This is a genomic window from Paenibacillus agaridevorans (assembly GCF_003112455.1).
Taxonomy (GTDB): Bacteria; Bacillota; Bacilli; order Paenibacillales; family Paenibacillaceae; genus Pristimantibacillus; species Pristimantibacillus agaridevorans.
This window is the reverse complement of the sequence record NZ_BDQX01000171.1, coordinates 429,863-442,421: the sequence shown is the minus strand read 5'-3', so window position 1 is coordinate 442,421 and position 12,559 is coordinate 429,863. Positions and strand designations below refer to the sequence as shown.

At 50.9% G+C, this 12,559-nt stretch carries 13 protein-coding genes and 1 tRNA gene; 9 read left to right on the top strand and 5 right to left on the bottom strand.

The genetic code is table 11. The annotated features are described in order from the left end of the window. The first annotated feature begins 155 nt into the window (after positions 1–155). Positions 156–893, top strand: coding sequence for a ribonuclease PH (gene rph / locus PAT3040_RS16905; protein ID WP_108993644.1), 738 nt, complete (start codon positions 156–158; stop codon positions 891–893). A gap of 4 nt (positions 894–897) precedes the next feature. Next, positions 898–1,575 (top strand): RdgB/HAM1 family non-canonical purine NTP pyrophosphatase, encoded by a 678-nt coding sequence (gene rdgB / locus PAT3040_RS16900; RefSeq protein ID WP_181376667.1) that lies wholly within the window; start codon positions 898–900, stop codon positions 1,573–1,575. Positions 1,576–1,724: 149 nt separating this feature from the next. On the opposite strand, the gene asnB is transcribed toward rdgB, so the two are convergent. Further along, positions 1,725–3,569: an asparagine synthase (glutamine-hydrolyzing) gene (asnB, locus tag PAT3040_RS16895; RefSeq protein WP_108993643.1), complete on the bottom strand. Its 1,845-nt coding sequence runs from the start codon at positions 3,567–3,569 to the stop codon at positions 1,725–1,727. 155 nt (positions 3,570–3,724) lie between these two features. Between asnB and PAT3040_RS16890 the strand changes: the two genes are divergently transcribed. After that, the gene (locus PAT3040_RS16890) at positions 3,725–4,069 is read left to right on the top strand and encodes a hypothetical protein (protein WP_087566552.1); all 345 of its coding nucleotides are present in this window, start codon (positions 3,725–3,727) and stop codon (positions 4,067–4,069) included. A 130-nt stretch (positions 4,070–4,199) separates the two neighbouring features. Here PAT3040_RS16890 and PAT3040_RS16885 read toward each other — a convergent pair whose 3' ends face one another. Continuing rightward, positions 4,200–5,297 (bottom strand): AI-2E family transporter, encoded by a 1,098-nt coding sequence (locus tag PAT3040_RS16885; protein ID WP_087566551.1) that lies wholly within the window; start codon positions 5,295–5,297, stop codon positions 4,200–4,202. A gap of 182 nt (positions 5,298–5,479) precedes the next feature. Here PAT3040_RS16885 and PAT3040_RS38710 point away from each other — a divergent pair, with 182 nt between their 5' ends. Then, positions 5,480–5,809, top strand: coding sequence for a metal-sensitive transcriptional regulator (locus tag PAT3040_RS38710; protein WP_305778781.1), 330 nt, complete (start codon positions 5,480–5,482; stop codon positions 5,807–5,809). 49 nt (positions 5,810–5,858) lie between these two features. Here the strand turns inward: PAT3040_RS38710 and PAT3040_RS16875 are convergent, their stop codons facing one another. Then, entirely contained in the window at positions 5,859–6,188 is a 330-nt protein-coding gene (locus tag PAT3040_RS16875; RefSeq protein WP_108993642.1) for a four-helix bundle copper-binding protein, read from the bottom strand. Between the two features lie 110 nt (positions 6,189–6,298). Between PAT3040_RS16875 and PAT3040_RS16870 the strand changes: the two genes are divergently transcribed. The 3 genes from PAT3040_RS16870 to PAT3040_RS16860 are packed head-to-tail and all read left to right on the top strand — an operon-like array spanning position 6,299 to position 8,716. Further along, on the top strand, positions 6,299–6,991 hold the full coding sequence (locus tag PAT3040_RS16870) for a response regulator transcription factor (RefSeq protein ID WP_108993641.1): 693 nt from the start codon (positions 6,299–6,301) through the stop codon (positions 6,989–6,991). Next, a complete protein-coding gene (locus PAT3040_RS16865) occupies positions 6,988–8,100 on the top strand; it encodes a sensor histidine kinase (RefSeq protein WP_108993640.1) in 1,113 nt (370 codons plus the stop codon). Before PAT3040_RS16870 ends, PAT3040_RS16865 begins: the two co-directional genes overlap by 4 nt. A 40-nt stretch (positions 8,101–8,140) precedes the next feature. After that, positions 8,141–8,716 carry a YdhK family protein gene (locus PAT3040_RS16860; RefSeq protein ID WP_108993639.1) on the top strand — a complete coding sequence of 192 codons (576 nt, stop codon included), beginning with the start codon at positions 8,141–8,143 and terminating at the stop codon, positions 8,714–8,716. 249 nt (positions 8,717–8,965) lie between these two features. Here the strand turns inward: PAT3040_RS16860 and PAT3040_RS16855 are convergent, their stop codons facing one another. Together PAT3040_RS16855 and PAT3040_RS16850 are read right to left on the bottom strand one after the other, a co-directional pair. Then, positions 8,966–9,583 carry a L,D-transpeptidase family protein gene (locus PAT3040_RS16855; RefSeq protein WP_258235019.1) on the bottom strand — a complete coding sequence of 206 codons (618 nt, stop codon included), beginning with the start codon at positions 9,581–9,583 and terminating at the stop codon, positions 8,966–8,968. Positions 9,584–9,855: 272 nt separating this feature from the next. Then, a tRNA-Arg gene (locus tag PAT3040_RS16850) sits at positions 9,856–9,932 on the bottom strand. A gap of 287 nt (positions 9,933–10,219) precedes the next feature. Here PAT3040_RS16850 and PAT3040_RS16845 point away from each other — a divergent pair. Further along, positions 10,220–11,065 carry a hypothetical protein gene (locus tag PAT3040_RS16845; RefSeq protein WP_258235009.1) on the top strand — a complete coding sequence of 282 codons (846 nt, stop codon included), beginning with the start codon at positions 10,220–10,222 and terminating at the stop codon, positions 11,063–11,065. Between the two features lie 88 nt (positions 11,066–11,153). Next, positions 11,154–12,443 carry a trigger factor gene (gene tig, locus PAT3040_RS16840; protein WP_108993637.1) on the top strand — a complete coding sequence of 430 codons (1,290 nt, stop codon included), beginning with the start codon at positions 11,154–11,156 and terminating at the stop codon, positions 12,441–12,443. The last annotated feature ends 116 nt before the right edge of the window (positions 12,444–12,559 follow it).

Sequence of the window (12,559 nt, the reverse complement as noted above, 5' to 3'; positions counted from 1 at the left end):
GCGGGGGGTTCGCCCCTTTCTCTATGTGGTCGCGGAGATGCAATTATTAGCTATGCTCCGATGCCAGGGTGCAATTGCGGGTACACTTTGTTAAAATAGGAACGACCTGCAAGAGTCGGTCGGAGACGGATAATAGTTCAGGAGGCATACATAAGATGAGAAACGACGGTCGACAACCGAATGGACTTCGTTCGGTCACGATAACGCCAAACGTAAATAAACATGCGGAAGGTTCGGTCATGATCGAATTTGGCGACACAAAAGTGATTTGCACCGCAAGCGTGGAGGAGCGCGTCCCGCCTTTTATGAAGGGACAAGGAAAAGGCTGGGTAACTGCGGAATATGCGATGCTGCCGCGCGCGACCCATTCCCGCAACCATCGGGAAGCGGCTAAGGGCAAGCTGACGGGCCGTACGATGGAAATTCAACGGCTGATCGGCAGGGCTTTGAGATCGGTCGTCGATCTGCAAGCGCTGGGCGAACGCACGATTACGTTGGATTGCGATGTCATCCAGGCAGACGGCGGCACCAGAACAACTTCGATTACGGGCGCCTTTGTTGCATTGGCAATCGCCGTAAACAAGCTGTCCGCAACTGCCAATTTCTCCAAATTCCCGATCCGCGACTTCCTGGCTTCGGTCAGCGTAGGGGTCATTGGGGAGCGGGCATTGCTTGATCTGAACTACGAAGAGGATTCCAAGGCGAAGGTCGACATGAACGTCGTTATGACGGGGCAAGGTCGATTTGTTGAAGTGCAGGGGACAGGCGAGGAAGCAACGTTCTCCCGGGAAGAACTGAACGAGCTGCTTGCGTTGGCGGAAGGCGGAATCAACGAGCTGTTCGCGAAGCAGCGCGAGGTGCTGGGACCGATCGCCGACCGGATCAGAGGTTGACCGTATGGGAGAGGGCAATATTATTGCAGGAATCCGAGACGGATTAGGGAATGACGCCATTGTCGTCGCGACGAAAAATAACGGTAAATTAAAAGAATTCGCCCATGCGTTGGGTAAGCTGGACAAACGCGTCCTTAGTTTGCACGACTTCCCGGAAATTCCGGATATTGTTGAGGATGGAGACACTTTTGCGGCGAATGCCCGAATTAAAGCGAAGACGACTGGCGACGCATTAGGCGTACCGGCGCTTGCGGACGACTCGGGTCTGCGCGTTGAAGCGCTCGGCGGAGAGCCGGGCGTCTATTCGGCCCGATATGCAGGGGAAGGAGCGGCCGACGAAGAAAATAACGCCAAGCTGATTCGGGAGCTTACGAGCATCGGCGCCAGCTGTTCGGAGCAGCGACTGGACGATGGTTCTCGGCAACTCAGCAAAGCGCAGTTCGTCTGCGCCCTTGCGCTGTACGACCCTGCCACAGGAGAATTCGTGGAAGCGGAGGGCACGGTAGACGGCGTCATCACGGACAAACCGCACGGAGCCGGAGGTTTCGGCTACGATCCTCTCTTCTGGCTTCCGCAGCTTGGCAGAGGCATGGCGGAGCTGAGCAAGGAGGAGAAGGGAGCAATCAGCCATAGGGGAGATGCGCTTCGAAAGCTTCTTCCTCTACTTATGAAGCAGCAATAATTTCGAGCGATGTCTCCTAATGAAGCGGCTGCTCCTAAAGTGTTAGCGTGACATGAAAACATACTGAATTACAAACGAAAGGACCTCGAATTCCACTTTATTGTGGGGGTTGAGGTCCTTTTTCTTGAAGAAAATCGCTTTTTATTCTCTCAGCCTACGCTTACCTTGTAATGCTTCAGCCACAGGTTGACCTGGTACAAATACGCGAATATCTGCGGGCCTGACATCAGTTGGCCGAACCAAGGAATGTTGGACTTCGCAGAATCGGATTCCGCCAACGACCTGACTTTCTTTATATCGATCAAAGGAAGAATCGGGGAGTTCGGATCGTTTAGCACGTCGAGCAATAGCTCCTTGACCGCGGTCAAATAGTTGGGGTTATGCGTTTTCGGGTAAGGGCTTTTTTTGCGATAGAGCACATCGTCCGGCAGAACGCCTTGCAGCGCCTTGCGAAGAATGCCCTTCTCGCGGTCTCCCGCCGTCTTAATCTCCCAAGGGATGTTCCACACGTATTCGATCAGCCGGTGATCGCAGAACGGGACGCGCACCTCGAGACCCGCCGCCATGCTCATCCGGTCCTTGCGGTCCAGCAGCGTCGGCATAAATCTCGTTATGTTGAGGTAGGACATGCGCCGCATCCGGCTTAGCAGTTCATCCTCGCCGACCAGCTTCGGAACTTCGGCCACGGCATCGGCGTAACGGTCGTTGATATACTCCTGCGGCTTGATCCAAGCGGCCACCTCCGGGGACAGGAGGTCTGCGCGCATAGCCGTAGCTAGCGACCAAGGGAACGTATCGGCCCTCAGCGCTTCCTCGCGGTGGAACCAAGGGTAACCGCCGAATATTTCGTCCGCAGCTTCGCCTGACAATGCCACGGTTGCGCCTTTCTTGATCTCGCGGCAGAAGAGCAGCAACGACGCGTCAACATCGGCCATGCCTGGCAGATCGCGGGCAAGCGTAGCGTCCAAAAGCGCGTCGACGAGTTCGGGCGTGTCGAACTGGATCGGATGATGGACCGTTCCGAGATGGGAGGTCATCCGTTCAATCCAGGGCGCGTCGCTGTTCGGCTGAAAGGCATGTGCCTGAAAATGTTTGTCATTATCCCGATAGTCAACGGAATAGGTATGCACATTGCCTTGCCCATTAGCATCATAATATTGGACCGCAAACGTCGTTAGAGCGCTGGAATCGAGGCCTCCAGACAGCAGCGTGCAGACAGGCACGTCAGAAACAAGCTGACGTTCTACTGTATCACGCAACAACTCTCCGACATGTTTTGCCGTCTCCTCGACGGAATGCTCGTGAGGCGTGCTTCGAAGCTGCCAATAAGTGATCGTTTTGACTCCGGCACGGCTAACGACCATGCATTGACCGGGTTTCAGTTCAGTGAGATTTTTATACACGCCATGGCCCGGCGTGCGCGCGGGACCCATGACAAAGATCTCCGCGAGTCCTTCGGCACCAACTTCGGCTTTCACGGCGGAGTGCTCCAGAATGCATTTCGGCTCGGATCCGAACAGGAAAAGCCCGTCGACTTTGCATATAAACAAGGGCTTTACGCCAAGCCGGTCGCGCGCGAGGAACAGCTCCTGCGCTGTCACATCCCAGATTGCAAATGCGAAAATACCGTTAAACCGCTCGACGCAGGAGCGGCCCCATTCCATGAAAGAGACGAGCAGCACTTCGGTGTCGCACGTCGTCGTGAACGTTCTTCCTCTGCTTTGCAGCTCCTTGCGGAGCTCGGGCGCGTTGTACAACTCGCCATTATAGACAACGATGTATTGATCGTCGCCCGTGTACCTGATCATCGGCTGGGCGCCATTCTCGGGATCGATGACGGACAAGCGGCGATGTCCTAGCGCGCAATGCGCGGAAATCCAGGTGCCGGCGGCGTCCGGCCCGCGCGGCGCAAGCGTTTCGGTCATGCGCTCCAGATCGGCACTTTCCCGGGTCAAGTCACTGTTCCAATCGATCCAGCCGGTAATTCCACACATCTATCTCATTCCTCTCTATGCTGGACTCCAGTTGCGATAATAAACAGTTATATGCGGAAAAAAGGGATAAAATGTCTGTCCACAAGGGGAAGCTAAGGAAGGCATAACCCGAAGTTTGTCGCAAGCTGTACAAGCGATGGAGGTGAATTCAGATAATGGAAGGTCAAGGCGAGCAATTGCACGGAAGCGACGAAGAACGGCAGCATCTCTATGTATCCGTCCAGGCGGGGCAAATATTGACCGATCCCGAGGCGGCCGCTTACGAGTTGGATATCGTTGCGAACGAAGAGGAAGTATCGCGTCTTCGCGAGCTGTTCGAAGAGCTGTCGAGCATGGCGGAGGCGGAGCTTGGCTATTACGCAAGGCCTGTCGCTAAGAGCGACCATGACGAAACGATTAACGGCGCCAGCGATGAAATCATTACGAGGATCTACCGGTTGTTATACGAATGCGGCACGGAATCCACGCGGAGACATATTTCCTCTATGGGGCTTCTATAGCCAGCTTCATCATCCCGATCACTAATGGCGGCCAGGCCTCACTGCCGCCTTTTTGCCTTCTAAATTCAAAACAACAACCGCCCGGTGATCCGGGCGGTTGTTGTTTTGGTCGGACACCGGAGCCTTGCCGTTAAGCGGGCGGCGGCGTTTCCTCCCTGTTTTTGCGTGTTCGGATGTACAGCTCGTACGATTTGACTCCTACGATCTTGACGATCATGTAGATCGGAATGACGAGCAGGAAACCGACGATGCCGGCTATGTCCCCGCCTACCAGGACGAGAATGATCGTGGTCAGCGGGTGAATATCCAGCTTTTTGCCGAATACGTAAGGCGCGATCAGATTATCCTGAACCTGCTGGGCCGCGAGAATGATCACCAGCGACCAGATGGCCGTAGCCGGGGACACGATCAGCCCGATGATCACGATCGGAATGCTGGACAGGATCGCGCCGATGACAGGGAAGAAGTTCAAGATGACCGCGACCACCGTTAGCAGAAGCGCGTAGGGCAGCCCGATAATAAGAAAGCCGATGTACATAAGAACGCCGAGCGCCAGATTGACGATAACCCTTCCGACGATAAAATTGCTTAACGCCTGATCGATGTCCCCCAGCATGGAACGGCCATCCTCCTTATAGCGGGAAGGAAAAAACCACACGAGCCGATTTTTGAACTTGCCCCCTTCCTTCAGCATGTAGAAGAGCATGATCGGGAAGGTGATCAGCACGATCGCAAAGTCGGAGAAGAAGGTGAACAGACCGGATACAGAGCTGCTAACCACGTTAAAACCTTTGTTCAATAACTCGGTGACCTGTCCCGAAATGTCCGTGTTGGCAGGCAGCAACGGCGCGATAAACTCGTTGTCGCTCAACTTCTCGAGCTGTTCGTTGATGCCCGCGAATATGGCTGGAGCGTTATGCACCAAGTTCATCACCTGGCTCTTCAGAGAAGGCCAGACTCCGATGAAGAACACCGCGAGCAGCAAGGAAATAACGAGGTAAAGCAGCAGAATGGCGAGCGATCGGTTCAGCTTCTTGCCTTCCAAATAATCGATGAGCGGCCTCATCAAATAATAGAAAAACCCGGAGAGCAGAAGCGGCGTCAGAATAATGCTGAAAAGCGAGAGAAGAGGGGTGAAGATGAAGGAGACAAGCGAACTCAAATAAATAATACCCAATACCAACAACACTGCGATACATATCCGTATAAAGACGTTTAGCTTGGTCATCGTTTCTCTCCTGTTCCTGTCCATTCCTAAGCATCGACGCGATGCAACAAATCAGTAATACGCGGGATGAAGCCGCCGGTAGCAACAAAAGAGTCCAGTTGTGTAAAATCCAATATATGGAACCTATTTCTTTACATAGGGTTAGGGGGTATGTTAAATTGTATACAAAGGAGTTGATTGAATTGGATAATACAATACTTGAGGCTACCTCATGCGACCATACTTCCTCTACAGAGCGGAAAAGTCATCATTCCGAAAAAACGAAACGAGGTTTGATGCATCGTCTAAATCGGATCGAAGGGCAAGTGCGCGGGGTGAAGGGGCTGATCGAACGAGACACTTACTGTGATGATGTGTTGATTCAAATTGCTTCGATTCAGTCCGCTCTTAATGGATTGGGGAAGCAGCTATTGGAACACCATTTAAAAAGTTGCGTCGTTGGACGGATCGAAGAAGGTGATCATGAAGTTCTAGACGAGCTTTTGATCACGGTAAATAAGTTGCTAAAATAAGCCAAATAGGGGGATGCTTTAGAAAAAGCAATCCCCCTTTAATTATTTTTTACGCAATCATCTTCCGGCATGCTTCCGCACAACGGAAACAGGCTTCAGCACAACGTTTGCAATGCTCGTGGTGTTCGTGCTTGGCGCATTCATTGCCGCAAGCCTCGCAGACCTCGGCACACAAACGGCAGATATCCTTGGAAAAGGGGCTATTTCTGGACATGGCCGCAGCGGCCAGTGCGCAAATGTCAGCACATTCGCGATCCAGTCGGATGCAATCGGCCATCATCTTAACGTTATCTTCCTTTAGGCAAGCGTCGTAACAGTGATTACATTCCTGCATACATCTCAGACATTCTTCGATACATTGTTTGTAATGTTCATGCATGGGGTACTCACTCCTTTTTTTGGATTCATGTATAGTATACCCCTGTGTACTATATGTGAATCACTTTTGACAACTATACTACAATCAAAAAAAGAATGGCAGGGAACGTTATGAAAACCATCTTAATTGTCGACGATGAAGACAATATTCGCGAGGTTATTCGATCTTATTTACAAAAAGAAGGTTACCGGACGATTGATGTGGAGACAGGGGGTGAAGCCCTTCAGTGTGTGCGCAGTCTGCCGGTGGATTTTGTGATACTGGATTTAATGCTGCCCGATATGGAGGGGGAGCAAGTATGTCAGGCCATCCGTCAAATCGATTCCGTTCCCATTCTCATGCTTACAGCTAAAGTTTCCCAAAACAATCGTATTCGAGGGCTTTCAGTCGGTGCGGACGATTATGTGTTAAAACCATTTGACCCTAGAGAGATTGTGGCGAGGGTTCGAACGATATTACGGCGTTCGGATGATGATGTGCTTCTAGCCGACCGCTTGACGTTTAATCATGGCGAACTAATGATTGATTCGATGAAGCAGCAAGTTTTTCGCTCCGGCGAGCCGGTAAATCTGACACCGAACGAGTACAAAATTTTGCTGTTGCTCGCCAAATATCCGCAACGATGTTTTCAAAGGGACGAGCTGATTGAGCGCGTTTTGGGCCATGATTTTGAAGGTGATGTTCGTACCATTGATCAGCATGTAAAAAATCTCCGTCACAAGATCGAAAGCGATCCGAAAAAGCCGGTTTATCTAGTGACCGTGTACGGTTTCGGATACCGTTTCGCAGGTGAAACGGTATGAATCGTCGACTCTATTCGAGGCTCGCGTTCATTATTATTGGCACTGCGGTCGGCATTGTTTTAGTTTCTAGTGCGGTACTAATTATAACAACACACTACCATTTTCAGATGTATCAATCGCAGGCTTCTGTTGTAGGCCATGACTTAATTGAACTGAATTACCATTTGGAGCTGGCTTTGTTGCAAACGATTATTTGGACATGCATCGTGTCGATTGTGCTGGCGATCGTGCTTGGTTTTTATGTGGCCAAGCGGATCTCGTCCCCTCTCGTCCATATGAAGCATGTGGCTGAAAAGATGACAGTTGGCGAGTGGCACGCACGGGTTTCGCTTTCTGGCACAGACGAACTGGCTGAATTGGGAAGGTCTATCAATACACTGGCGGCGCAGTTGCAGCATCAGGAACAGCTTCGGGTCACGATGACGGAGAACATTGCTCACGAGCTGCGAACACCATTGACTACTCTGAAAAGCCATATGCGGGCGCTGGAAGACGGCATTTGGGAGCCGACCCCGGCGCGCATTCATACCTGTTACGAAGAAATTGAACGCTTGACAGAGCTGGTAGCCGAACTGGAGGATTTAAACCAGCTCGAATCGCCCGGCTTTCAATTGGTACGAAAGGAAGTACGGCTTGTGGAGGTCATTGAACATGCTGTCAATCTAGTCGATGCGTCATATCGGGAGAAGCATGTCCGCTTGGGTTATTCGGTCGATCCGGATATTCGGGCACTCATAGATCATGACCGGATGATTCAGGTTTTGGTGAATTTGCTGAGCAATGCGCTCAAATTTACATCCGAACATGGTGAAGTAAATATATCGGCAGCAGAAGAACAAGCGGAGATCCGGATCGTTGTAGAGGATTCGGGCGAGGGGATTCCTCCCGAAGATCTGCCCAACGTGTTTGAACGCTTTTACCGTGCAGATAAATCGCGAAGTCGCAGAATTGGAGGGAGCGGACTCGGATTAACCATTGTAAAACAGCTCATAGCGGCTCACGACGGGCGCATTAAAGTAGAAAGCGAAAAGGGTACAATCTTTACGATTCGACTTCCCAAACTCTTAAATGAATCTACACAAGTTCTTCAAAAGTATAAGGTAGATTAGTTGTGTAAGTCGAAATACATTACTGAAAGGAGTAAAGAAAATGAAAAAAGCGCTGATCTTATTTGGTCTTGCCGCTACACTCGTGCTTAGCGCATGCGGTAACGGCAATAATGACACGTCTTCTGAGCCGAATAAAGGTAACAATGAAATACAGAAAGAGGGGGAGAACGGTCACGCCGGCATGGATCATTCCGGTTCAAGCGGGGCTCCGGAAGGGATGCAAAAAGCCGCCAACCCGACGTTTCCCGAGGGAAGCGAGGCCGTCATTACTGATGCGCATATGGACGGTATGAAAGACGCGACAGCTATGGTTGCGGGCGCTTATGACACGACGGTATATACCGTGTCTTACACTCCTGCAAACGGCGGTGAGCGTGTAACGGATCATAAGTGGGTTGTTCATGAAGAAATCAAGGATGCCGGCAAAGAACCATTCAAGCCCGGCGATGAGGTGGTTTTGGAGGCTGACCATATGACGGGGATGGAAGGTGCTGCAGCAACCATTGATTCTGCGGAGCAGACGACCGTCTATATGATCGATTTCACCTCAACGACAACCGGCGAAGAAGTGAAAAACCATAAATGGGTGACGGAAGACGAGCTGGCTTTACCATAGAAAAACAACAACCAAGCCGACGGTTATTCAACCGCCGGCTCTTTCTTCGTGGGGAGCATGATGGAATGTCTGAACGGGTAAATATATATCGGAAAAAATAAAATCAAAGTTTTAGATTAACCGAGTAAGAAAAAATGTGTCATAACGGGATCGCCGGCGATTGACAGGAGGTGTTAATTTGCTGCGGGTGAATAGTAGATCGGGCCGGGCGGCGTTTCGTCCGGCCGATTCTTTATGTCGTAAGTTTTGCTATTCGATGAGGCCCAATTCTTCATATATTGTTCGCGAAACTACACCGTTGGGCAGTAAATGTCGATCGCGTTGAAATTTTTTGATAGCCGCCGTAGTATCCGAGCGGAACTTGCCATTACATTCACCTGTAAAATATCCGCTGCTCTTCAATCGGGATTGGATTAATTGTACGTCTCCGCCAACATCCCCTTCGGCCAAATCTCTAGGATCTTGATTCATGTAGCCAAGCACATGGCCGTGGATGATAACCTTTGTGCCAATCGGGATAAGCTCAAATAATTGCAAAACATCCGTATTATTCATGCGAATGCAGCCATGGCTTTGATGTTGGCCGATAGAATGGGGCTTGTTTGTACCGTGAATTCCATAGTTGCCCCATGGAACATTTAGTCCCAGCCAGCGTGGACCAAATGAAGGTCCCCAGTCCTTCCCTTTATAAGTGATGATGTAAACCCCGACGGGAGTGGGCGTAGACGGGGTGCCGACAGCGACTCTATACTGCTTGATCAGCATGTCTTCTTTAAATACAGTGAGTCGATGTTGGAGTGGAAAAACTTCGATTCGATATTCGCTTATTGGTGCATAAATAGGTAATGGGTCTTTATCGATTGCCATTGCGGATTCTGGCATCAAAGTCCAAATCCATACAATAAGCGGAAGCAATAGTGCGCATTTTAAAAGTCTCAATTGTCGTCATCACCATTCGTAATCAATGATTTCTGCAGCCTAATCGACGCTAGCTATATGATCTCCAACTGCAAGCTAAATATTACTATTGAGCTCACAAAGTTCCATTGAATCCGAACAAATAAAAATCCCCGCTGGCCCAGTAGAATGAAGGGCTCGCGGGGATTTCATTATTTTAAAAATAGTCATATGCCACGTAATGGCGTCCCAGGAGGGATTCGAACCCCCGACAACTCGCTTAGAAGGCGAGTGCTCTATCCGACTGAGCTACTGGGACACTGTTTGATAATATATCATGCCGACCTATGGTTTTGCAAGTAAAAAAATGGAGAAATTCAAAAAAGATTGACGGACATATCGATGGCCATTGAAGATAGAGGACTTTGTTTGGCGCGGACGACCATGCGTGGTATAATCGATCGCAGGATTATTCAGAACCTATTTACGAGCATGCCTTAAGGCGGTGTTATCATTACGACTCCTCAAGAGCCACATAACGATGGCAAGGACAATGTTTATTTATTCCCCAGCATGCTGGATCAGTACCAGATCTCGCTTACGAGGATGCTGGAGGCCGAACAATACAGGGAAGCGAAGGAGCTTCTCCGATTTCTGCTGCAATGCCAGGGGCAGGAGAAACGCCATTATGAGGAATGGGCGAATTTGCTGAGCTGGCTGGACATGGCGTTCCCGGTGGGGAGCGAGGCTGCAGAAGAGAACGCGCAGGAAAGCGGACAGGACGAAGAGGCGCTGCGTGCCGAGCTGCTGAAGCCGCCCGTTCAAGATGAAGCGTATATCAGCCAAGTTCTCTATATCATGCGCAACCATCCTATGATGGACCAGCAGCAGCTGGCGCTGGAGCGCGCCGTCTACATCGATGATCCCGGCGTTGACGCTGCCATCCTGGAATGGCTGAAGGATGAAAGCCTTCATCCCATCCTTCAATTCAAGGCGCTGCAATGTCTTAAGCGGAGAGGGGCGACAGGGGAAATACGGCTTAGACGGCTGGATGAGGATGTCATGCTGGAAATCGAAGCGACCCCGCTGTCGCTAGAGGAATTCCCGGCTCCGGTGGGCGACATCCTGGAGCGTACGATCGCGGTTGCGGAGGTTGACGACCCGACGCTGCCTCATTTCGCCACGGAATTATGGAAGGAGAGCCTGCAATTCCTTTATGGGACATCGGCTTACGGGTGGATGCTTAGAGACGAGGATGCGACGGTGGATTGTTTCGCGGCTGCGCTGCATCTTACGCTGCATCTGACGGTGTACGGCTCGGCGAACGACGACGATATACGCGATACATATGGCATTTCCGACAGTCTCAGATTTCGTTATGAACAGGCTTGCCGAACGCTCAGAGGCATCGCGATGCTGCTGCAAACGGGCGGCGATGAACATCAGCCTTGATAACTTGTCCATCTTTGTTTATAATAGAATGGTTTATGTAACGTGAAAACTATGGATGCATGCGCATTTTTGGAGGGGAAGGCATAAAATGAAAGCAACTTGGGAAAAAATAGACAAGAACATCGTATCTATCGATGTTGAGGTGGACGCGGACAAAGTGACCGGCGCTCTGGATCAAGCCTTTAAGAAAGTGGCGGCGAAGGTTAACGTTCCTGGTTTCCGCAAAGGCAAAGTTCCGCGGGGAATCTTCGAATCCCGATTCGGAGTAGAGAGCCTTTATCAGGATGCAATCGACATTCTGTTGCCAGAAGCTTATACGACTGCCGTTCAAGAGAACGAGCTGCAGCCTGTAGACCGTCCCGAGATCGACGTTACGCAATTCGCGAAAGGCCAATCTTTCAAGTTCGTCGCGAAAGTAACGGTTAAGCCCGAAGTAACGCTTGGCGAATACAAAGGCCTTGAGATCGATGCGGTCAGCTCCGAAGTAACGGAAGAAGAAGTGGCTGCCGAGTTGGAGCGTCTGCAACAGCGTCACGCTGAATTGACGGTTGTCGAAGAAGGAGCTGCCCAAAATGGCGACATCTCCGTTATCGACTTCGACGGATACGTGGACGGCGAGCAGTTCGAAGGCGGCTTCAGCGAGCGTTATTCCCTGGAGCTTGGATCGAACTCCTTCATCCCGGGCTTCGAGGAGCAAGTAGTAGGCATGCAGCTTGGCGACTTCAAGGACGTGGAAGTTACGTTCCCTGAGACGTACCATGCAGAGCACCTCGCTGGCAAAGCTGCCGTATTCAAAGTGAAGCTGCATGAGCTGAAACGCAAAGCGCTTCCTGCCCTGGACGACGAATTCGCCAAAGACGTAAGCGAGTTCGACACGTTGGAAGAATACAAAGCCGACTTGAAAACGAAGCTTCTGGAAAGCAAGGAGAAGGAAGCGGAGCAAGCGCGTGAAGTAGCGGTTGTCGACAAAGCGACGGCAGCGGCCGAAGTCGAAATCCCGGAAGCGATGATCGACACGGAAACCGACTATATGGTGAAGGACTTCGAGAACCGTCTGCGCATGCAAGGCATGAACATGGATCTGTATTACCAGTTCTCCGGCCAGAACGAAGAAGCGCTGCGCGGTCAAATGCGTTCCGACGCCGAGAAGCGCGTACGCAACAACCTCGTGCTGGAAGCGATCGCGAAAGCCGAAGGCTTCGACGCGACGGAAGAGGATCTGGCTGCAGAGCTGGAGAACCTGTCCAAGCAATACAACCGTCCTGCGGAAGAACTGCGCGACATTTTCGAGAAGAACGGCAACATTAGCAACCTTCAAGAAGATATTCTCCTTCGCAAAACGATCAAGTTTCTGCTTGACAACAGCAAAACTGCCTAAAAGTGTAACCTCTTAATACCGTTTGACATACGCTCCATGCGTGTGCATGGGAAGCGACATAGAAGAATAGGTTAGATCGAGGATAAGGCGCGTGCATGTAACGTGCCTTATTTTCA